Source organism: Myxococcales bacterium (genome assembly GCA_016706225.1).
Lineage (GTDB): Bacteria > Myxococcota_A > Polyangia > Polyangiales > Polyangiaceae > JADJKB01.
The window spans coordinates 602,952-623,363 of the sequence record JADJKB010000008.1 but is presented as its reverse complement, the minus strand read 5'-3'; the positions used below and the strand labels follow the sequence as shown (position 1 = coordinate 623,363).

The 20,412-nt window shown below is 68.0% G+C and carries 18 protein-coding genes; 14 read left to right on the top strand and 4 right to left on the bottom strand.

Annotated elements, in window-relative coordinates:
- Positions 1-82: 82 nt before the first annotated feature.
- Positions 83-1,513: a sigma-54-dependent Fis family transcriptional regulator gene (locus IPI67_16795; GenBank protein MBK7581853.1), complete on the bottom strand. Its 1,431-nt coding sequence runs from the start codon at positions 1,511-1,513 to the stop codon at positions 83-85.
- A 108-nt stretch (positions 1,514-1,621) separates the two neighbouring features.
- Between IPI67_16795 and IPI67_16790 the strand changes: the two genes are divergently transcribed.
- A complete protein-coding gene (locus IPI67_16790; protein MBK7581852.1) occupies positions 1,622-3,229 on the top strand; it encodes a hypothetical protein in 1,608 nt (535 codons plus the stop codon).
- A gap of 13 nt (positions 3,230-3,242) precedes the next feature.
- Here the strand turns inward: IPI67_16790 and IPI67_16785 are convergent, their stop codons facing one another.
- On the bottom strand, positions 3,243-4,088 hold the full coding sequence (locus tag IPI67_16785) for a rhomboid family intramembrane serine protease (protein ID MBK7581851.1): 846 nt from the start codon (positions 4,086-4,088) through the stop codon (positions 3,243-3,245).
- A 154-nt stretch (positions 4,089-4,242) separates the two neighbouring features.
- Here IPI67_16785 and IPI67_16780 point away from each other — a divergent pair, with 154 nt between their 5' ends.
- The 10 genes from IPI67_16780 (at position 4,243) to IPI67_16735 (ending at position 14,781) form a co-directional block, all read left to right on the top strand.
- Positions 4,243-4,962, top strand: a complete 720-nt coding sequence (locus IPI67_16780) for an RNA polymerase sigma factor (protein ID MBK7581850.1) — start codon at positions 4,243-4,245, stop codon at positions 4,960-4,962.
- Positions 4,959-5,585 (top strand): hypothetical protein, encoded by a 627-nt coding sequence (locus tag IPI67_16775; GenBank protein MBK7581849.1) that lies wholly within the window; start codon positions 4,959-4,961, stop codon positions 5,583-5,585. The genes IPI67_16780 and IPI67_16775 overlap by 4 nt, the downstream gene beginning before the upstream one ends.
- Before the next feature lies 1 nt (position 5,586).
- Positions 5,587-6,180: a hypothetical protein gene (locus IPI67_16770; GenBank protein ID MBK7581848.1), complete on the top strand. Its 594-nt coding sequence runs from the start codon at positions 5,587-5,589 to the stop codon at positions 6,178-6,180.
- A gap of 65 nt (positions 6,181-6,245) precedes the next feature.
- Complete coding sequence (locus tag IPI67_16765; protein MBK7581847.1) at positions 6,246-6,617, top strand: hypothetical protein; 372 nt, start codon at positions 6,246-6,248, stop codon at positions 6,615-6,617.
- Positions 6,614-7,546, top strand: coding sequence for a lysophospholipid acyltransferase family protein (locus IPI67_16760; GenBank protein MBK7581846.1), 933 nt, complete (start codon positions 6,614-6,616; stop codon positions 7,544-7,546). Before IPI67_16765 ends, IPI67_16760 begins: the two co-directional genes overlap by 4 nt.
- 68 nt (positions 7,547-7,614) lie before the next feature.
- Complete coding sequence (locus IPI67_16755) at positions 7,615-9,108, top strand: DnaJ domain-containing protein (protein ID MBK7581845.1); 1,494 nt, start codon at positions 7,615-7,617, stop codon at positions 9,106-9,108.
- A gap of 35 nt (positions 9,109-9,143) precedes the next feature.
- Entirely contained in the window at positions 9,144-10,970 is a 1,827-nt protein-coding gene (dnaK, locus tag IPI67_16750; GenBank protein ID MBK7581844.1) for a molecular chaperone DnaK, read from the top strand.
- Between the two features lie 31 nt (positions 10,971-11,001).
- Positions 11,002-11,835 (top strand): hypothetical protein, encoded by an 834-nt coding sequence (locus IPI67_16745; GenBank protein MBK7581843.1) that lies wholly within the window; start codon positions 11,002-11,004, stop codon positions 11,833-11,835.
- Positions 11,819-13,813: a M1 family metallopeptidase gene (locus IPI67_16740; protein MBK7581842.1), complete on the top strand. Its 1,995-nt coding sequence runs from the start codon at positions 11,819-11,821 to the stop codon at positions 13,811-13,813. Before IPI67_16745 ends, IPI67_16740 begins: the two co-directional genes overlap by 17 nt.
- On the top strand, positions 13,810-14,781 hold the full coding sequence (locus tag IPI67_16735) for a hypothetical protein (GenBank protein ID MBK7581841.1): 972 nt from the start codon (positions 13,810-13,812) through the stop codon (positions 14,779-14,781). Before IPI67_16740 ends, IPI67_16735 begins: the two co-directional genes overlap by 4 nt.
- Here IPI67_16735 and IPI67_16730 read toward each other — a convergent pair.
- Positions 14,674-16,098: a glycogen synthase gene (locus IPI67_16730; protein MBK7581840.1), complete on the bottom strand. Its 1,425-nt coding sequence runs from the start codon at positions 16,096-16,098 to the stop codon at positions 14,674-14,676. The two genes, IPI67_16735 and IPI67_16730, sit on opposite strands and share 108 nt — an antisense overlap.
- 145 nt (positions 16,099-16,243) lie before the next feature.
- Between IPI67_16730 and argB the strand changes: the two genes are divergently transcribed.
- Entirely contained in the window at positions 16,244-17,131 is an 888-nt protein-coding gene (argB, locus tag IPI67_16725; protein MBK7581839.1) for an acetylglutamate kinase, read from the top strand.
- 19 nt (positions 17,132-17,150) lie between these two features.
- The gene (locus IPI67_16720) at positions 17,151-18,188 is read left to right on the top strand and encodes an RluA family pseudouridine synthase (GenBank protein MBK7581838.1); all 1,038 of its coding nucleotides are present in this window, start codon (positions 17,151-17,153) and stop codon (positions 18,186-18,188) included.
- A 42-nt stretch (positions 18,189-18,230) separates the two neighbouring features.
- Here the strand turns inward: IPI67_16720 and IPI67_16715 are convergent, their stop codons facing one another.
- Positions 18,231-18,785 carry a hypothetical protein gene (locus tag IPI67_16715; GenBank protein MBK7581837.1) on the bottom strand — a complete coding sequence of 185 codons (555 nt, stop codon included), beginning with the start codon at positions 18,783-18,785 and terminating at the stop codon, positions 18,231-18,233.
- A gap of 55 nt (positions 18,786-18,840) precedes the next feature.
- On the opposite strand from IPI67_16715, the gene purH reads away from it, so the two are divergent.
- The gene (purH, locus tag IPI67_16710) at positions 18,841-20,406 is read left to right on the top strand and encodes a bifunctional phosphoribosylaminoimidazolecarboxamide formyltransferase/IMP cyclohydrolase (GenBank protein ID MBK7581836.1); all 1,566 of its coding nucleotides are present in this window, start codon (positions 18,841-18,843) and stop codon (positions 20,404-20,406) included.
- The last annotated feature ends 6 nt before the right edge of the window (positions 20,407-20,412 follow it).

Here is a 20,412-nt window from a genome sequence, read left to right as displayed (position 1 = left end):
ACCATCAAACACGATCGATTCTAGCCCGCGGTTCGCCAGAGCGCCTGCTTTTTGGCCTCGCAAACGGCGGCGGGGCCTGAAGTTATTGCGTACCCGACTCCGGCTCCGGCTCCCCATCACTTCCGTCCTCGAAGCCCTGCTTCGATAACCGATAGCGGAGCGAGCGGAACGTGATCCCGAGCAGCTTGGCGGCCGCCGTGCGATTGCCGCCGGTTTGCTCGAGCGCGGCCAGCAGCAAGCGCCGCTCCGCCTCGTTCAGGACCTCGTCGAGCTGGATCCCCTCGGGCGCGAGGGTCAGGAGCGAGGCGGTCGGGGCGCTGGCACTGCCGCTCACCTCCGCGGGCAGATCACCCAGCCCAATGGAGCGCGAACCGGCCAGCGCAACCGCCCGCTCGATGACGTTCTCGAGCTCCCGAACATTGCCCGGGTACTCATAGCGCTCGAGAGCGCGCAGCGCATCGGCCGTGAACCCGCTGACGTCCTTGCCCATCTCCGCCGCGAAGCGCTTCAAGAACCGCTCTGCCATCAGCGGAATGTCGTCACGCCGCTCGCGCAACGGGGGCAACTCCACCCGGATCACGTTCAAGCGATAGTAGAGGTCTTGCCGGAAAACGCCGCGAGTCACCTCGGCTTCGATGTCACGGTTGGTGGCCGAGAGCACGCGCACGTCGATGGCGGTCTCCTGCGTTGCTCCCACCGCGCGCACGCTGCGCTCCTGCAGCACGCGAAGCAGCTTGACCTGGAGCGATTGGGGGAGCTCCCCCACCTCATCGAGCAAGAGTGTGCCTCCGTGCGCGTCGCGGAATAGCCCGCGGTGCCGGGTCTGCGCACCGGTGAACGCGCCCTTTTCGTGGCCAAACAGCTCGCTCTCCATCAGGGCCTCGGGCAGGGCGCCGCAGTTGACGACCAGGAACGGCCCGGCGCGCCGATCGGAGCGCTCGTGGATCGCCCGGGCCACGCGCTCCTTGCCCGTCCCACTCTCACCCGTGATGAGCACCGTGGTCTTGGTGGCGGCGATGCGGTCGACCAGCTCCATGACCGCCCGCATCGGCGCACTGCGCCCGAGCACCCCGCTGTCGGAGCGACCGATCTGAGCCTTGAGCCGGGTATTTTCCGACGAGAGCTGCTGCTTTTCGAGCGCCTTCTGGATCAGCGCCGTGATTTCCCCGGGCTGGAAGGGTTTGGTCACGAAGTCGTACGCGCCGCCGCGCATGGCAGTGATGGCGTTGTCGACCGTCGAGTGGGCGGTGATCAGCACGACCTCGGTCGATGGCTCCCGACGTTTGGCGGCCGCGAGCACGTCGAAGCCCGAGCCGTCGGGCATGGCCAGATCGGTGAGCACGACCGGGAAGGGCTGGGGGCTCTTTTCGATGGCCTCGATGGCGGCGCGGTACCCCGCGGCCAGAACTGCGTTGTACCCCTCTCGCCGCAGGGCGATCTGGAGCAGCTGCCGGATCCCGGGCTCGTCGTCCACCACGAGAACGCTGAGGGGCCTCGGGATTAGTGAATCCATCGACAGCTCCGTTCATATCACGCGGCCGGCTCCGGCGCGCTGACGGGCGGTTCCCTTGCTTTGTCCAGCCAGAAGCCTAGGCTTGTGAGCGTAACTCATAGCTTTGTGATGACGGTCTACTGGCACTTCCCTCGCAGCGTTCGCTGGGCGCTGCCCCTCGGCGTGGTCTGCGCATGTGTGGGCTGCGGCGACGGCGCGGCGGCGCCTGGAGACGACGGGACCGGCGGCTCCGCCGGTGCCACCAGCGGGCCGAGCGCGTTGGCGTTCACGCCCGCAGAAACCCTGAAGCTCGTCCCGGGGGATGTGCAGACGCTGACCGTTCAGGCCTCACCGCCCGGTCACTATGCCGTCCGGTTCGCCCTGCTCGGCGACGCCAAGGACGCCGCCCTCGACCAGAGCGAGGTCACGACGGACACCGCCGGCCGAGCCGACGTGGTCGTCACCGCCCCGAGCTCCGCCACGACCTTCAGCGTCCGAGCTAGCTCCGGCGACAAAGTCTCCGCGAGTCTCGGCGCAAGTGTCAGCGCGTTCGGCTTTGCGACCCTGCAGGTGACGCCGAGCTACACCGGAAAACGCAGCATCTCGAGCTGGGTCGCGAGTGTTCGAACCGGGGTCACCTGTGCCGAGCTCTCTGGCGATTTGCTCGCCGACGGCGATCTCAAGGGCAGCGCTCCGGCAGGCCAGAGCCCGCAAGTCGAGGACGTGCCGGTCGGCCCCGCGCTGGCCGTGACGCTGCGGGGAGCGGAATCCATCGCTGGCTGCAAGGACGTGAGCGAGGTCGATGCCGGGGAGGTCAAGGCTGTCACTGTGCCCGTGCTCGATCTGCCCATGAACCTCGACGGCGCCGAGCTCGATCTGGTCCTGGGACTGGAGGGGGCCAAGGAAAAGTGGGGCGCACTCTTGGGGGTCGACGCCGTGCTGGCTGCGCTCTCCCCGGCGTCGAACGACGCCGCCGCGCTGCTCTCCGGCATGCAGGCCAAAGCCACCGACGTTGCTGCGTTCACCGCTGCCCGCAAGACGGCAGGCTGGGACGGCCTCGTCGAGACGACCCTCGGCGGTCCGAGCGCGCTCCGCACGTGGGTCAAACCCTGGCTGACCCAGGGTGCCGAAGGGCTGGCATCCCCCGACACCTTTCGCGGCCACCTCTCGAGCGCCAGCGGCGTAAGCTCGAAGATCTGGCTGTCGCTCGAGCAAGTCGCCGGAGCGGACGCCGCGGCGGCAGGATTTCCGACGCAGTTCTTGGCCGCTTGGCAGGCCCACCCGGACGACAGCATCGCGCTCGGCGTCGATCTCAATCTGCTCCCCTCGCGACTCCTGACGGCGCTCGCCCTCGGACCCGCCAAGGCCCAGGTGACGGGCGCAGGCTCGGTCGCAGAAGCGCTGGCCGAGGTTGCGAGCTGCAAGAAGGTCGCGCAGACGTTGGTCGCCAACGGAACGGCCCCCGGCGAAGCGTTCAACAAGTGCGACGCCTCGTGCTGTGAGACGCTGTGCGAAGCGGCAATGAACAGCCTGTGGCAGAAGGCCAGCGAAGCCTCGGCGGAGCCACTGGCTCCCTCCGCCTCGCTGGTCATCGCGGCAACCGCCAACGCAATCGTCGACGATCTCGCCAGGCCCAGCTCGTTCTCGGGGACATGGGTTGGTAATTTCAGCTCGGGCAAGAACACGGAGCCCGTCGCGGGCTCAGCCAGCGCGGACAAACCCCCGCCGCCGCGTTGACCGCGAGCCGAGCTCAGTCGCGGCCCATCAGGAGCTCCTGCCGGCGCGCATCCTGCCACACGCCGGACGCGTGGCAGAGCGCGATGGAGCCCACGCTGAGCAACACACACACCAGGGAGACGATGCCGAAGAGTTTGTTGCGCTTCCAGGGCTGACGCTCTTTGTAGAACGCGTAACCCAGGGGAAATCCGCTCAGGAAGCCGCCGATGTGCGCCGCGTTGTTCACCGACAATGCGAACGCGAAGATCGCGGCGTAGATCACCACCCGCACCAAGAACTGTTTCCACGCCGGATCGCGCGCCGCATACAGATAACCGATCAGCGCGCCGGTCAGACCGAAGAGTCCGCCGCTCGCTCCCGCCGTCAACGCGGGCGCTCCGGTGAAGGCGTACCAGAGGTCGCTGGTCACGAAGCCGAGCACCCCGGTCAGGATGAAGGCGAGGGAGAACCGGCCGGAGCCGAGGCGCTGCTCCGTCGCGCGGCCGAAGTCCCAGAGCGCCATCATGTTGAACCCGAGGTGCAGGAGCCCGAAGTGAACGAACATGGCGGACAGGTAACGCCACGGCTCGACGCGTCCCAGGTTGCCGAACAGCGCGCCCCACTTGAGCGCCTCCGAGACCCGAATCCCCCCGAGCATCTGCAGCTTGCCGCTCGCCAGCGCCGTCAAGACGAAGACCGCGACGCACAGGATCACGTAGAGTTTGGTCAGGGGGAACTCGCGACCGAGCGCGGTCGCGACGAGCCCTGCTGCACTCCGACCGAGGGGTCCCGGGAGCTTCTGGCCGCAGCGAAAACACACCTTCTCGGTGACGGAGTTCAGTCCCCCGCAGTGAGGGCAGATGCTGGAGCCGGGCGGCACGGTGCCCGGGAATCTTTCGGCCAAGGGCTGTGCTGGCAAGCCCTATCGTGTCTCGGCCCCACTTCGCGCGGCGAGAACGGGGTCCGAGCGGACCGCCGAGCGGGCACTGAACACACGGGCGTAAGCTCCGGGGCCTTTCGCCCGTTCGGCTGGCATGAGCGCGCTGTGCCTCCCGGCCTACCCCAGCCTCCCGGACCCCCGGGCCGCCGCCGCCGCGCTCGCCTGGCAGCTCTTCTCGGGGCTGTTCGAGGCAAACCCCCCGTGTAGAGTCCGGGCGGTGCAGGAGCGGGACCCGGCAGAGCTCGAGGAGGAGCGCCTGCTCGTCGAGCGAGCCAAGGCCGGCGAGCGGGACGCGCTGGGCTCGTTGCTCCGGCGCTACGGCCCGCGCCTGTATCGCAGTGTGCTCTTGCCGCGCCTGGGCAGCGCTGCGGCTGCAGAAGAAGCACTGAGTGCGACCTACATGAAGGTCGTGGAGCGGTTCGACCAGTTCAGCTGGCAGAGTGTCGGGGTCTACCCCTGGTTGCGCGTGGTCGCCCTGCGTGTGGCCCTCGACCAACTTCGCGCCCGCAAGCGCGAGGTGTTGTTCGAGCCCGCGGACATCGAACGTGAGATTGACGCCGCCGAGCGGGACTCGCGCGAAGCCGAGGTGATCGAGCAGCACGATCTGGCTCGCGCCCGCGGCAAGGTCGACGATCTGCTCGGGCGCTTGAACCCACGCTACGCGACGGCGATCCGCCTGCGAGTGCTCGAGGAGCGTTCGCGAGAGGAAGCGGCGAGCGAGTTATCCGTCAGCGTGGCGACCTTCGACGTGGTACTGCATCGAGCGATGGCCGCGCTGAAAAAGGCCCTCGCGAGCGAGGCGGGTGGGACATGACCGAACACCCCAAAGACCCCGCGACCGACGCCGACCTCCCGCTCTTGCCGGAGGAGCAGGAGGAGGAGCTGTGCCGCGCACTCCGCGCGGCCTTCGCACCCAGCGCGCTGGACGAGGCCGTCAATGAGGCGCTGATCGCCGCGGCACTGGAAGATCCGCTGGCGCCCCCGAGCCCGGAAGAGATCGCGGAGAGCACGCGACTCCGCGAGGCACTCGAAGGCCGCGGAGCACATCCGGCTGCTGAGCTGGCCCACGCACTCCGCTCGGCCGCCACTCCGGACAAGCTCGGCGCCCTCGCTGCCGAGCGGGTCGCCGCCCGGGTGCTCGGGCGGCGCACCGGTGCCCCGCGCCGAAACAACGTGCGGTTCGTGGCGTTCGGGACTGCAGCCACTGCCATCGCAGCGCTCGCTGCAGGCTGGTTCCTGGTGCTCGCGCCCGCGCTCGACGCGGGTCACGAGGGGTTCGCGCGGCGCGCCGCAGACCTCGCCGTCTCACGCTCGACCGCCGCCATGTTCTCGGAGAAATTCGAGGCGACGGAGACCACGGCGCGCGTCGATCGCATCGCCCTGGCCCGCTCGAGGGAGCTCAGATCCAACCGCTACGCTTTGTGGGGGGTTCGCTGACATGTCCCGTCGACACCCCCTCTCTCGGCTGGTCTGCCTGCTCGGCGTCGCGCTGGCCCTCACGCTCGGCGCGTGCAGCAAGGGTTCGAGCGAGCGAGCGCCGGACGGCGACGCCGCCGCGCCGATCGATCCTGTGCTCTTGGCGTTCCTCTCGCGAGCCAAGGCTGCTCACCACAGCGCAGATCTTCACGAAGAAGCCGGCCGGCTCGAACAAGCGGTCCACGCGCTCCAGGGCCTGGTCGACGGCCCCGCGCCGGGCGGCGCATCGCCGAGCGCGCCCGAAGTTCGCGAGGTGCTGGCCGACAGCCTGGCGCGCCTCGCCGATCTGAAGAGTCAGCTTGGCCTGTATCCCGCAGCCGCGCGCGACGTCGAGCGTGGACTCGAGCTCGCCAAGGAGACCACCTACTTCCGAGGCCACCTGTTCGAGATCCGAGGCCTGGTCGAAGAGCGCCTCGGCAAGAGCTTGAAAGACAAGGGTGAGTCTGCGGCGGCTGAAGAGGCCAAGAAGCGCGCCCTCGATGCGTTCGAGAAGTCGATGGTGATCCAAGCCGAGGTGATCGAGAAAGCAACGGGCCCAGCGGAGGCGGGCCAATGACCCGCCGCTTCGGCCTCGTATGCCTACCACTGAGCCTCGCCATCGCGGCGTGTGGAGCGAGTCCCATGCCTCCCGCCGGAGCCCCAACCAGCGCGCCGGCAGCGAAGGAATCCGAATCCAAGAGCCCCGAATCCGGCCCGGCTCCGGGCGGTGAGGGCTCGGACGGGGACGGCTTGCAGGGCGGATATGCCGAGCCGCCGCCGACCTCGCTGGGCGACGCCGAACGGGCCCTCGAGCTGGGCGCCGAGCGCCTCGGCAGCGAGCTCTCGGCCGGCAGAGACTGCGATACCGCAAGGAAATCCCTGGCCTCGATGGAGCGCGCGAAGGCGCGGATCTGCACTCTCAATGGGCCCGACGACCCCGGCGCCCGCTGCAAGAGGGCAACCGAGCGCGTCGCAGAAGCTCGGGAGCGATTGCGGCGCGGCTGCGACTCGTGACTCGCGCCGCTCTCGTCAGCCCGAGCGGCGGCCTACCGGTCCGCGTGCGAGACCAGCGCCTCGGCGAACGCTGGAGCACCTGGCAGCGCTGCAAGAACGCCGGCATCCGCGCGGCGGTGCGCTGCGCGCTCGGCTTCACGGATCATCTACCGGCTTCGACGCTGAGGCAGCTCGGACGCGGGCTTGGTCGACTGGTTTGGTGGTTCTCCCCCGGCCTGCGACGCCGCGCGCGCGAGCGGGCGACCGACGTGATGTCGGATGACGAAGCGAGACGTGTTGCCCAGCGCTGCTTCGTCAATGCCGGCGAGAGCCTGGCGCTCAGTCTGTTGTTGCGACGCCCCGACGTACGGGCGAGTGATTTCATCGACGTCGCTCCGGCGGCGGAGCATGCGCTCCGGTGCGCCGGCGGCGCGGTGGTGGTCAGCGCGCACCTCGGGCCCTTCGAGTTGATCGCGCCGCGTGTCACCGAGCTGGGGCTCCCGACAGCGGTCGTCGTGCGAGAGAGCTACGACAAAGACCTGGACCCTCACATCGACGAGCATCGGCTGGCGCGAGGGGTGACCGTGATCCACCGAGGGCGAGCGGGCGCGCCAACGCGCATGGTGCGTGCGCTCCGCACCGGACGCCTGCTCGGTGTGCTCGCGGATCTGCCCGCGCGGGTGGAGACGACGGACGTGATTTTTCTGGGTCGGCGGACTCTTTTGCCGACGGGACCGGCACGCCTCGCCCTGGCCGCGCACGTTCCACTGCTGGTGGCGTCCCTGACGCGCCCGACTGGCTCGGCCCGATTTCAGCTGCACGTTCGGCGCATCGACAGTGAAAACGCCGACGCGCACGTCATGACGCAGCGCGTTGTGTCCGCGCTATCGGAGGCCATTTCCAGCGGGCGAGACTGGTGGCTGTGGATGGCTCCGGGCGACCCTGGCTGATTTGCAGAAGAATCGACCCACGGGCTAGGCTTCGACGGGTATTTTGGGCGCTTGGAGACCGAGGGATAGTGCAATCGCGTGAACAGGCTCGACTGCCTCGCGTGGTCGACGGCATCGACATGCGCGCGCTGCCCATCGGTCCAGAGGAAGCCTTCGTCCTGACACGCGTCGATGGCCGCTCGAGTGAAGCCGACATCGCTGCCGCGACGGGCATCGACAGTGGTCGGGTGAAGGAGAGCCTCAAGCGCCTCGTGGAGCTCGGGGCGGTTCGCTACGAAGACGCCGTTGCGGCCACGTCCTCGGCGCCTCCGCAGAGGGAGCAGCCGACCGTCCCTCCGGGCGTGCGAATTTCGCACCCGGTCATCGAGGCTAAATCAACCGAGCAACAGGACGCAGCCCACCCCGCCTCCGCCCTTTACGATCCCGGCGAGCTGGACGAGGACGTCGAGCTCGAGCTGCCGCGCAAGCGCAAGATCCTCGACTACTACTATCGGCTCGAGACGGTCTCTCACTACGAGCTCCTGGAGGTCAGCACCGACGCCGACAAGAAGGTCATCAAGGATGCCTACTTCAAGGTCGTCGGGATCTTCCACCCGGATAAATACTACGGAAAGAAGCTGGGCAGCTTCAAGCTCAAGCTCGAGCGGGTGTTCCAGCGCCTGACCGAGGCGCAGGAGGTCTTGGCGCGCAAGGCGACGCGCGACGAGTACGACATCTATCTTGCCGCACAGAGTCGGACCAAGGCGCTGGAGCGAGCGATGCGCACCGAGAGCACCGAGCTCGAGGCGGTGAGGCAGCGAATTGAGCAAGAAGCGCGGCTCTCGGAGCGCGCGAGCCAGGCGCCACCGAGCACGTCCTGGCCACCGGCGGCGGACCCTGAAGAGCGGCGGCGCGCGCTGGCGCGAAAGCTGCGCGGCTCGATGGTACCTCCGGGGCGAGCCTCGGTGCCGCCGGAAGCCCCGCCGTCCAACCGCATTGCCATCCAGGAGCACGTGGCGGACGAGCTCAAGCGCCGCTACGAAGCGCGGCTGAGCCAGGCGCGGGAGAACCAGGTCAAGAAGTACGTCGACGCCGCCGAAGGCGCGATGGCCACCCGCGACGTGATCTCCGCGGCCAATGCTCTGCGCATTGCGGTCAGCCTCGCGCCCGACGACGAAGCCCTCAAGGAGCGTTTCGAGATGGTGCAAGACAAGGCCAGCGCGCTCCTCGCCGACACCTACCTCGAGCAGGCAAAGTACGAGGAATCCAACAAGCACTTCCTGGAGGCCGCGCAGACCTACGAAAAGGTCTCGCGTGGCAAGCCCAACGCGAACATTTTCGCCAAGGTGGCGACCTGCCTGTACGAGGGGGGTGGCGACCTGCGCAAGGCCGGGGACATGGCCCGGAAGGCCGTTGCGCTGGCCCCCAAGGCCGTCGAACCTCGGCTCACCCTGGCCAAGATCTACGTCAAAGCGGGCATGAAAGAGAGCGCCTTGGCGGAGTTCGAGCGCATCGGCCAGATGAATCCGGGCGATGATACGATCAAGGACTGGATCAAACGCATCAAGCGCGGAGACGCTTGATCCGCTGAACGACTCGGAGACTTGGAAAGGGAACAATGGCGGAAAAGGTCATCGGAATCGACCTCGGCACGACGAACTCGTGCGTCGCGGTCATGGAGGGCGAAGCGCCCGTCGTCATCCCCAATCGCGGGGGCTACAAGACCACTCCGAGCATCGTCGCCGTGACGGAAGCGGGAAAGCGTCTCGTTGGCCACATCGCCAAGCGTCAGGCGATCACCAACGCCGAGAACACGGTCTACGCGGCCAAACGGCTGATCGGGCGCAAGTGGAACTCGCCACAGGTCAAGAACGCGCTGATGACGTCGAGTTACTCGATCGTCGAAGGGCCCCACGGTGACGTGCGGATCAAGCTGCGCGACAAGACCTACTCCGTGCCCGAAATCAGCTCGATGATCTTGCAAGAGATGCGGGTCATCGCCGAGGACTACCTCGGGCACCCGGTCAGCAAGGCCGTCGTGACCGTGCCGGCGTACTTCAACGACAATCAGCGCCAGGCCACCAAGGACGCCGGGGCCATTGCCGGGCTCGACGTCATCCGCATCATCAACGAACCGACGGCGGCCTCGCTGTCCTACGGCTTCGGCAAGGACCTGGACCGCACCGTCGCGGTGTACGACCTCGGCGGCGGCACCTTCGACATCAGCATCCTCGAGATCGGGGCCCACGGCGTGTTCAAGGTCATCAGCACGACCGGTGACACGTTCCTGGGCGGCGAGGACTTCGACGCCAGGATCATCGACTGGCTGGTGGAGAGCTTCAAAGAGGAGCACGAGATCGATCTCCGCCAGGACCGCATGGCCCTCCAACGGCTGAGGGACGCGGCGGAGAAGGCCAAGTGTGAGCTCTCGAGCGTGAAAGAGACGGAGATCAACCTCCCGTTCATCATCTCGACCGGCCGCAACGAGGCGCTTCATCTGCAGCGCACGCTGACCCGCCAGACCTTGGAACAGCTCACCGAGGACCTGGTCGAGCGCACCGTCGACATCTGCAAACAGGCCCTCGACGACGCCAAGCTGGGCGTCGACGAGGTCGAAGACGTGATCTTGGTCGGCGGCATGACCCGCATGCCCACGATCCAGAAGTCCGTGGCCGACTTCTTCAACCGGGAGCCGAGCAAGACCGTGCACCCGGACGAGGTCGTGGCCCTCGGCGCGGCGATCCAGGGCGCTGCCCTGGTCGAAGAGAAACACGAGATGATCCTGCTGGACGTCACGCCGCACGCGCTCGGCATCATGACGTTTGGCAGCTATTTCGAGGAGCTGATCCCCCAGAACACCACGGTCCCGACCAGCCGGACGAAGGTGTTCACCACCAGCCGCGACGATCAGACCGCGGTGAAGATCCTCGTCATGCAGGGCGAGAGCAAGAAGGCCGACGAGAACGAATTGCTCGGCGAGTTCATCCTCACCGGACTCCGCCGCGCGCCCAAGGGGCACGTCGAGATCGAGGTCACGTTCGAGATCAACACGGACGGCATCGTCAGTGTGCACGCGAAGGATCTCGAGACCGGCCAGGCTCAGTCGATCCAGGTCACCGCCACCAGCGGTCTGACCCAGGACGAAATCAAGAGCATGATGGAGAACGCCAAGGACTACATGGTCGAGCGCCGTCACGACGAGGCGTTCGAGGGCCTGAAACAACAGGCCGAGTCCCTGGTCGCCGAGGTCGAGCGCCTCTTCCCCGACGTGGAGCGCGTGGTGGGCGGAGCCGACTTCGGACGCGACGCCATGAGCAAGGCCAAGCGCATCGTGGAAGCGACGCGCGCGTGCATCGAGAAGGGCGACAGCGACGGTCTCAAGGAGCAGATCGAGCAGCTTCAGCGCACCGAGCGCATGTTCAAGGGGGTCGTGGCACGTTCCTGAAGTGATCGAAGCCGCGCCTGGACGAAGGTAAATGGGCAACGACAGCAGCAAACCCAGCAAGTCCCCCGCCGATCTCGAGCTGATCGACATGGCGTGGGACGACGACGCGAGCGGGACGATCCCCCTCGCCGGTTTGCAGGTTGTCCCGGATCTCGAGGCGGACGAGTTTCAGCGGGTCACGAGCATCCCGGAGGAGCCAAGCGACGACTACGTTCGGCACGCGATGGCGCTGGCCGAGGAGAAGGAGGAGGCCTCGGGCGTGCAGCCTCTCGGCGACCACCGCTTCGAACGCCGGACCCCCATCGGCCTCGGCGACAGTGTGCCGGACCTCGACGAGCCCATGGGCGAGCGGGAGAAGTTCGACGACCTCGGCCTCCACCTGCCGTCCGACAAAGCGCCCGACGCAATGCAGCTCGGTCTGAGCGCGGAATCCCTCGAGGCCGACTTCGAGACGCCCATCGCGCCCGCGGTCGAAGAGCCGGTCGTCAGCCGAATGCGCGACCGCTACGCCGCCGGCGATTTCACGGGCGCGCTGGAGCTGGCCGAGGCGCTCCTGGAGTCAGAGCCGGGCAACGAGGACGCCGCCCGTTTCGCCGAGAGCTGCCGCGAGGTGCTGCTGCAGATGTACTCGGCTCGGCTCGGCTCGCTGGAACAGTCCGTGAAGGTCGCCATCGCTCCCGACCAGGTCCGCTGGCTCTCGCTCGACCACCGCGCCGGGTTCCTGCTCTCATTGGTCGACGGCAGCTCGTCGCTCGAGGAGATCTTGGACATCAGCGGCATGCCTCGCCTCGACGCGCTTCGAATCATGCACACCCTGCTCGAGCAGCGAGTCATCGCGCTCGGCGAAGATGGCGCGACTCGCTGAGCTGCTCGGCGGCGTCACACTCTCGGCGCTGGGGCTGCTGCTCCTGGCCGGGAGCCGGGAGAGCCTCGCGGACACCCTCGGCGCGACACCGAAGCCGACCGATAGCGCGCCGGCTCCCCCACCCAGCGCCGAGCCTGCGCGGGTGGCTTCCTACGTGCTCGACGCCCGCCTCGACGCGGCCACTCACATCATCACCGGCAAGGGCACGCTCACCTGGCTCAATACCGCGCGTGAACCCACGCGTGAGCTGTGGTTTCACCTCTACCTCAACGCCTTCAAGAACGAACGGACGGTCTTTCTGCGCTCACCTTTTGGTGCAGGCCGGAGCGGAGAGCACGGCACCGATTGGGGTTACATCGACGTTTCGCGGCTCTCGATCCGCGAGCTCGGCAACAAGGACCTGTGGCCCGACGCGGCGCGCGTGAGCCCGGGGGATCCGGAAGACCAAACCGACATTCGCCTGCCGTTGCCCAGCGAGGTTCTGCCGGGCAAGACCCTGACGATCGATTTCGAGTGGACCAGTCGTTTGCCGAGCATCGTGGAGCGCAGCGGTTACTCCGGGAACTTCCATTTCGTCGGCCAGTGGTTTCCCAAGCTCGCCCGCCGCGAAGCAGACGGGCGCTGGGCCCATTTCACCTTTCATCCGCAGGCGGAGTTCTACGCGGATTTCGGTCGCTACCAGGTGAACCTCGACGTGCCGCGCCAGATGATCGTCGGCGCGACCGGACGCGAGACGAAGAACGAGGTCGACGGCGACCGCAGACACCTCAGCTTCGAAGCGGATCGGGTCCACGATTTCGCGTGGACCGCCTGGCCGGACTTTCGAGAAAAGCGCGAGACCATCGCCGGGGTCGACGTGCGGGTGCTGTATCCGCCGGGGCATGAAAAGAACGCGGGCGTCGAGCTGTCTGCGGTGCGCGCGGCGCTGCCTCGCATGAACCAGCTGTACGGCCCCTATCCGCACCCCACGCTCACCGTCGTTCATCCCCCCGAACACGCCAAGAACGCCGGCGGCATGGAGTACCCGACGCTCATCACCACCGGCGGGCCGTGGTGGGCACCCTGGTCGGGCCTGCGCATGGTCGAGGGCGTGACCGTGCACGAGCTTGGCCACCAGTGGTTTCAGGGCATGCTCGCGTCGGACGAATACACTTGGCCTTTCCTCGACGAGGGACTCAACACGTTCGCGGAGACGGGCGCGATGAACGCCATCTTCGGCTCGGGCTCGCTGGTGTCCAGCTTCGGGCTGGAGATTTCGGGCTCGGCGGCGCGGCGCGCGGTCGCCCTCGAGAGCGCTCACGACGATCCCGTCGCACAGCCTGCAGCACGCTTCTCCAGTTTCCAGAGCATCGGTGCGCTGGTCTACGCCCGCACGGCTCTGATCCTGGAGACCCTGGGCAACGTCTGGGGGCGCGAAGCGCTCGAGCGCGCGCTCGGCAACTACGCTCGGCGCCAGCGTTTTGGCCACCCGCTGCCGAAGAACTTCCTGGACGAGCTCCGGGCCGAGATGGGCAGCGACGCCCACGACATGGCGGAGCGGGCTCTGTTCGACAAGGGGTGGGTCGACTACGTGCTCGCGGACCTCGACTGCGTGCCGAGCACACCGAGCCCGGGTGTGTTCGACGGGCAGACCGGTCGGACCACCGTCGAGCGAGAGAAACCCAAAGACGCCCCGCTCCACTCCTGCCGCGTGCTGGTTCGCCGCCGCGGAACGCTCGAGTTTCCAGTCCACGTCGATCTGATCTTCGCGTCGGGCAAGAGTGAACGGCGTTACTTCGACGGTCACGGCGACTGGGCCACATTCGAAGCGACCGGGCCCGACGAGGTCGTCGGCGCCATCGTCGATCCCGAGCGCAAGGTGCTCTTGGACCAGGACTTCGGCAACAACGCCCGCCGCAAACGCCCTGCCTTTGGTCACCGTGTGCTCGAACGATTCACCTATTTCACCGAGCTCGCGCTCGGCTCGGTCGGCCCATGAGTGCGCTCCGGTCCGGATTCGTAGCGACGCGAAAGGCCATTCGCGCGGTCGGCTGCGTCTGGGCGCTCCGCCTGCTCGTTGCGTGGATCCTGGCGAGCCCGCTCTCGCGGGCGCTCACGAGCCAAGGGGCCACGTCCCATCCGCGGGGTGACGCCATCCTGTTCGAGCCCGGTGGGCTGGAGCTGTTGGATGCAATCAGAGGTTCATTGCCGGTGCTCGCGTCCCAGCTCCGCGGTTCCCTGATCATTGGTGGAGTGCTGGCGTGGCTGACGTTGATCCCCGTCGGCGGCCTGCTGTGTGCGCTGGCGGAGCCGCGCCGGACCGGCCCGGCTGAGTGGACTCGGCGTGGTATCGAGCTGCTCCCTCGGCTCAGCGTGCTGTTCGGCGCCCGCCTGTTCTTCCAGGGACTGATCGCGGTCATCGCGGCACTCGGCATCGGCGCGCTCGGCCGCCGACTCGATCTGGTCTGGGACGAACGTCGTGCCGACCTCGCGCAGCTCGGCTTGGCGCTGTTGTCCGTGTGCATCGTGCTGGGGCTGGGGGTAATCGAGGATCTCGCCCGAGTCGAAGTGGCCGGCGGCGCACGCGTGCTCGCCGCGCTCCGGGCTGCGCTCCGCAGCCTACGGCAGCATGCCCTCGTCATGCTCGCGCTCGCTACGTTTCTGCTCGTGGCGGGCTTGTGCCTCGCGCTCGGCGGCGGCGCGTTGCTTGGCGCGATCGATGTGGGTCGAACGGGTGCGGCGCGGGTGACGGCCGCCACCTTGGTCCATCAGGCGGTCATCTTCGGCCTGATCGCCCTACGGAGTGTGTGGCTGGGTGCACTGATGCACCTGCGCACCTGGGCGAAGACTGCGCCCCCCTCAGCGCCCGGCGCCGAGGATCTGCCGATACACCGTGAGGTAGCGGCGAGCGGGGCGATCCCAGCCGACGTCGAGTCGCATGACCCGACGCCGCAGCCGGGGCATTGACGGCGAGGCGTAGGCAGCGAGGGCACGCGCCACCGCCCCCGCGAGCGAAGCCTCGGTCTCTTCGTCGAAGAGGAAACCCGTGCCGGTCAGGAGCTCCGCTTCACAGTCGACCACCGTGTCGAGGATCCCACCGACAGCCCGCGCAATCGGCCACGCGCCGTAGCGCTGAGCGATGAGCTGCGCCTGGCCCGAGGGTGCCAGGCGTGGAGCCATCAGCGCCAGATCGGCGGCCGCATACAGGCGCCGCACACCCGCCGCAGTCGGGCGCTCGACCAGCGCAAAGTCGTCCGGGCGGCGCGTGCGCAGGAGGCGAAGTTTCTTGGCCTGGGCAGGCGTGAGCTCGGACGCAACGACGATCGCCAGATCGTTCTTCAAGAGCCCCGCGAGGGCGCCGACGAGCAGCTCCCCTCCCCGCTCGTGCGTCAGCGGACCGTCGATCAAGAGCAGCGGCCGGGTGACGTCGATGGGCAGCTCCAGCTCGCGCAGCACGGCGCCTTTGCAGATCCCCTTGTTGGTTGCGTCCTCCGCGTCGTAGCGGCTCGGCAGCGCCGCGTCGGTCGCGGGGTTGTAGACGGCGTAGTCGATCCCTTGCGTGATGCCCACGATGGTCTTGCCGGAAGCGGCGACGGCGCGGGAGAAATCTCCGAAACCGCTGGCGAGCTCCGTCGCGTACGTGGGCGAGACCGTCGTCACCGCGTCGGCGTGGGCGATGCCTGCTCGCAGCAGGTTCGGCTTGCCGTCCACCGCGAGCGACGTGTCCTTCTTGATCTCGGCGAGCAGGTCTTCGGCCTGATCACTGTCGAAGCTGCCCTGACGTGCGGCGTCGTGAATCGTCAGCACGGTGGGCACCGGCGGCCCGGGAATTCGGCCCAGCGCCAGGGGCACGAGCGCCGCCGGCGCGTCGTGCAAATGGACGATGTCGAACGCCGTGCCCTGCTGGGCGCGCTGCCGCACCAGTGCCGCGGCCGCCTGTGAGAGCAGGGTGAAGCGCTTGGCGTTGTCGGGGTAGTCGACGCCATTTTCCGAGTAGACACCCGGACGATCGAACAAGACCGGGGCGTCGAACAGGGTCACTTGCACGCCCGAAGGCAGCTGCGCGTCGAGCACCGGAACCTCACCGCCGTCCGGCAGTGGCAGCGGCGTCAGGCGCCGCGCCATCAAGAGCCCGGACTCCTCGAAGCCAGGCTGGCGGGGGATCGCCACGGTGACGTTGTGTCCGAGCTGCCGCATCGCCTTGGCCAACGAGTGGACGGCGTCAGCCGCCTCCGTCTCGCGGACGAACGGGCTGAGCTCGAGCGCGACCATCAAGATTTCCATCGTGGGGGCGGTCTATCACGACACCCCGCGTGCGTCCCCCCTGCCCTTCGGGCTGTGGCTGTGGCGCCGGGTCGAAGCGGGTCCGGCGCCCCGGCGGGCAGCCCGTTCTTCTCCACTCGCCCCGCCTGGACTACGCTCCTTGGCGATGGAACTGCTGGTCGAAAAGGCCAAAATTCTCCACGAAGCGCTGCCTTACATCCGGCGCTTTCACGGCCGAACCTTCGTGGTCAAGTACGGCGGGCACGCCATGGTGGACGCCGAGCTCAAGGAGAGCTTCGCCCGCGACGTGTGTTTGCTCCGCTACGTCGGCATCCGGATCGTGGTGGTCCACGGGGGTGGACCCCAGATCGACCAGATGCTCGCGCGCATCGGGCTCGACTCGTCGTTTCAAGCCGGCCTGCGTGTCACCGACGACGCCACGATGGACATCGTCGAGATGGTGCTCGGCGGCGCCGTCAACCAGGACATCGTCGGGCTGATCTGCAAACACGGCGGGCGCGCCGTCGGACTCAGCGGCAAGGACGACCACTTCATGCGCGCACATCGCCTGGCGGAGGTGCCAGCAAAAGACGCGGCGGGCGGCGATGTGCTGGTCGATCTGGGACGCGTGGGCGATGTCGATGAAGTCGAGCCTCGCATCGTGGACAAGCTCCTGGACAGCGGCTTCCTGCCCGTCATCGCGCCGATCGCGGTGGACGAGGCAGGCCTCGCGCTGAACGTGAACGCCGACACCGCGGCCGGGCGCATTGCCGGCGCCCTCGGTGCTGCCAAGCTCGTCCTGATGACTGACGTCGACGGGGTGAAGGACGAGACCGGCGCGCTGCTGTCGTCGCTCGACGCCGCCGAGGCCGAGGCGCTGATCGCTCGCCAGGTCATCCGCGGGGGCATGATCCCCAAGGTGCGCTGTGCCCTCGCCGCGGTGAGCGCTGGCGTCGAGAAGGTGCACATCATCGACGGGCGCCGGAGCCACGCTCTCTTGCTGGAGATCTTCACGGACCACGGCGTGGGCACGGAGATCCGACGCGCCGGCTGACCGAGGCGAAGGCAGCAGAGTGGCAGCTTTTCCCGACTCCGGAGCCAGTGAGCTCGCGCTCGTGCGCCCCCCGGGCATCCCCGAGGACGCCATCTTGCGCGTGGTGCGGGTGCCGGCGGAAGCCGAAGGCATGCGCCTCGACGTGTTCATGGCCGGACAGCTGCGCAACACCAGCCGCACCCGCGCCCGCTCCATCGTCGACAACACGGCCTACTCGCCGGCAGGCAAGAAGCTCAAGCACAACGACCGGGTTCGCGCCGAAGATCGCGTCGTGCTCTGGCGTCTCCCGTTCGAAGAGCTGGACGAACCCGCACCGCTACCGGTCGTCTACGAAGACGAACATCTGCTGGTGATCGACAAACCTCCGCTGATGGCGGTCCACCCGACTGCCCGTCATCACCACGGCACCGTGATGAAACAGCTGGAAAAGACCCGCCCGGGCGAGTTCTTTTCGTTGATCCACCGCATCGATCGCGAGACCAGCGGCCTGCTGTTGGTAGCCAAGACCCGCGCCTCGGACCGCGCCTTCAAGAAACAGCTCGAAGACCGCAGTGTCGCGGTCTCGAAGGGGCGCGCCGAGCTCGACGTCGAGAAGGACTACCTGGCCATCACCTGGGGCGTGCCCGAAGCTGGCTTCGTCGAGCTTCCCCTGGAGCCCGACACGGACAACCCGCTGAGGGTGAAGATGCGCGTCGCAAGACAGGGCGGCCTCGAGGCGCGCACGGAGGTGATGCTGCTCGACTCGGTGGCGGGTTACGCCCTCAGCCGCTGCCGGTTGCACACGGGGCGCCAGCACCAGATCCGCGTGCACCTGGCCGTCACCGGCACTCCCATCGTCGGCGACAAACTCTACGGCCCCGACGAGCGCATGCTGGCGCGTGCCGCCGACGGGGAGCTGACCGAGGCCGATCTGCGCGCGCTGGAGCTGCCTCGCCACGCCTTGCACGCGCATCGTTATCGCCTCACCCACGCCATCACCGGAGCGCAACTCGAGCTCGAGTCCCCGCTCGCGGCAGATCTGGCGGCGTTCTGGCAGAGTCGCGCGGCCGCGACCTGAGCCGCGAGCGCTCACGCGGACCGAGGACGCGATATTCCGGGATCAGTCAGTCGCGGCGTCGGTCCCGGCTTCCGCTTCCGGCGTTGCGTCCGCCGTCGCGTCGGCTTCGGCGTCGCTCGTTGCGTCCATCTCTGCGTCGCTGCCGGCGTCCGGGGTTGCGTCCGCCTCCGCGTCGTCGGCCGCATCTGGCCCCGCGTCGTTCGAGGGGCAGCCGTTCGGCGCCGAGCCCGCCAGCACCTTGACGACACACTTCTTCTGGGTGAGCGCAGCGCAGCTCGTGTGCCCTGCGATGTAGGCGACACAGGCGCTGACCGTCCCTTGATCGTACTCCGAGCAAGCCGGGTTGCCCTTCTGCAGGTAGGTCGGGCACGGCGGCCGTGTCACCGGACCGCAGGACAGCTCCGCGCGTTTGGCGTCTTCGGCGCCGGTGATGGCCTTGCAAGCCTCGCTCTCCCCGAGGCCCACGCCGTTTCCCGGCGGCTCGTAGCTGGTGTCACCACTGCCCCCGCCGCCAGAGTCGTCCGAGGAACAAGCCCCGACGCCCAGCAAGCTGACCGCCGAAAGTACGCAAGATAGGCCCAGGAGGAGTCGCCGCATGGCCGCGGAGCATACACGATTGACGCCGCACCGTCCTTCGCGATAGCGACGCGCCATGCCCATTCGACGCGCGCTGTTATCGGTGTCCGACAAAACCGGTCTCGTCGATTTTGCACGAGCGCTGGCAGAGCGCGACGTCGCCCTGCTTTCCACGGGAGGAACGCTCGCGGCATTGAAGAGCGCTGGCATCCCCGTCGAGGGTGTCGAGAGTTACACCGGCTCGCCCGAGGTCATGGACGGGCGGGTCAAGACGCTGCACCCCCGGGTACACGGCGGGCTGCTCGCCCGCGAAGGCACCGACGAAGCCGATCTGGAGCGCATCGGCGCTCGACTCATCGATCTGGTGGTCGTGAACCTCTACCCGTTCGAACAAACCCTCGGGCGCCCAGATGCGGCCTTCGACGAGCTGATCGAGAACATCGACATCGGTGGCCCGAGCATGTTGCGCTCCGCCGCCAAGAACCACGCCCGGGTCACCGTGGTGTGTGATCCCGAGGACTACGCCCTCGTCCTCGCCGAGCTCGAGGCCAGCGGCGAGACGAGCCTCGCGTCCCGCCGCCGCCTGGCCGCCAAGGTCTTCGCTCACACGGCGGCCTACGATGCGGCAATCAGCGGCTGGCTCAGCGCCGAGGGTGAGACCGATGGCTGGCCGAGGTACCTCACGCTGCCGATGGAGAAGGCCTACGGCCTCAGGTACGGAGAGAACCCGCACCAGTCGGCGGCCTTTTACCGCGAGCGCGGCGCGCCGGCGGGCTCGCTTGCCCGAGCCGAGAGTCTGGGCAGCGGAGCCAAGGAGCTCTCGTTCAACAACCTGGTCGACGCGGAGGCCGCGCTGGACGCCGTGCGAGAGCTCGAGGGCCCCGGGGCGGTGGTGGTCAAACACACGAGCCCCTGCGGCGTCGCCGTTGCTACGACGCTGGCCGACGCCTATCGCGCAGCGCGGGACGCCGATGCCATGAGCGCGTTCGGCGGCATCGTGGCCCTCAATCGCGAGGTCGACGCAACAACCGCGGCGCTCTGCGCAGAGACGTTCCTCGAGTGTGTCATCGCGCCGAGCTTCTCGAGCGCCGCCCTCGAGCGGCTGCGCCAGAAGAGCGCGTTGCGCCTGCTCGCTACCGGAGAGTGGCTGGGACGTGACCATCACGCGCGCACGTTGAAACGCGTCGGAGGCGGCTACGTGTTGCAGAGCCGCGACGCCACCGGTGCCGGGGAGGTGCGCGCGGGCAAGGTCGTCAGCGCACGGCCGCCGACCGAGACGGAGCTCCTCGGCCTCGAGTTTGCCTGGTGCGCCTGCAAGCACGTCAAGAGCAACGCCATCGTGCTCGCGCGACCGGGTGAGACGCCCGGCGCCTTCGTCACGGCAGGCATCGGCGGCGGGCAGACCGCGCGGGTGCTCGCCGTCGAGGTAGCCTGCAAGACCGCGGCAGAGCGCGCACGCGGTAGCGTACTCGCCTCCGATGCGTTCTTCCCGTTTCCGGACGGCGTCGAGGCCGCGGCTGCCGCAGGGGTTACCGCGGTGGCGCAGCCCGGCGGGAGCAAGAAGGACGCCGACGTGATCGCCGCGGCCGATCGACTCGGCCTGGCCATGGTGTTCACCAACGTGCGGCACTTCCGCCACTGACTCGAG

What these genes read in the sequence shown, in the direction of transcription:
- IPI67_16780 (MBK7581850.1), top strand. Translation starts at nt 4,243, where the DNA reads ATGAGCGCGCTGTGCCTCCCGGCCTACCCCAGCCTCCCGGACCCCCGG.
- IPI67_16765 (MBK7581847.1), top strand. Translation starts at nt 6,246, where the DNA reads ATGCCTCCCGCCGGAGCCCCAACCAGCGCGCCGGCAGCGAAGGAATCC.
- purH (MBK7581836.1), top strand. Translation starts at nt 18,841, where the DNA reads ATGCCCATTCGACGCGCGCTGTTATCGGTGTCCGACAAAACCGGTCTC.
- IPI67_16770 (MBK7581848.1), top strand. Translation starts at nt 5,587, where the DNA reads ATGTCCCGTCGACACCCCCTCTCTCGGCTGGTCTGCCTGCTCGGCGTC.
- IPI67_16775 (MBK7581849.1), top strand. Translation starts at nt 4,959, where the DNA reads ATGACCGAACACCCCAAAGACCCCGCGACCGACGCCGACCTCCCGCTC.
- IPI67_16745 (MBK7581843.1), top strand. Translation starts at nt 11,002, where the DNA reads ATGGGCAACGACAGCAGCAAACCCAGCAAGTCCCCCGCCGATCTCGAG.
- IPI67_16795 (MBK7581853.1), bottom strand. Translation starts at nt 1,513, where the DNA reads ATGGATTCACTAATCCCGAGGCCCCTCAGCGTTCTCGTGGTGGACGAC.
- IPI67_16735 (MBK7581841.1), top strand. Translation starts at nt 13,810, where the DNA reads ATGAGTGCGCTCCGGTCCGGATTCGTAGCGACGCGAAAGGCCATTCGC.
- IPI67_16740 (MBK7581842.1), top strand. Translation starts at nt 11,819, where the DNA reads ATGGCGCGACTCGCTGAGCTGCTCGGCGGCGTCACACTCTCGGCGCTG.
- dnaK (MBK7581844.1), top strand. Translation starts at nt 9,144, where the DNA reads ATGGCGGAAAAGGTCATCGGAATCGACCTCGGCACGACGAACTCGTGC.
- IPI67_16715 (MBK7581837.1), bottom strand. Translation starts at nt 18,785, where the DNA reads ATGCGGCGACTCCTCCTGGGCCTATCTTGCGTACTTTCGGCGGTCAGC.
- IPI67_16730 (MBK7581840.1), bottom strand. Translation starts at nt 16,098, where the DNA reads ATGGAAATCTTGATGGTCGCGCTCGAGCTCAGCCCGTTCGTCCGCGAG.
- IPI67_16790 (MBK7581852.1), top strand. Translation starts at nt 1,622, where the DNA reads ATGACGGTCTACTGGCACTTCCCTCGCAGCGTTCGCTGGGCGCTGCCC.
- argB (MBK7581839.1), top strand. Translation starts at nt 16,244, where the DNA reads ATGGAACTGCTGGTCGAAAAGGCCAAAATTCTCCACGAAGCGCTGCCT.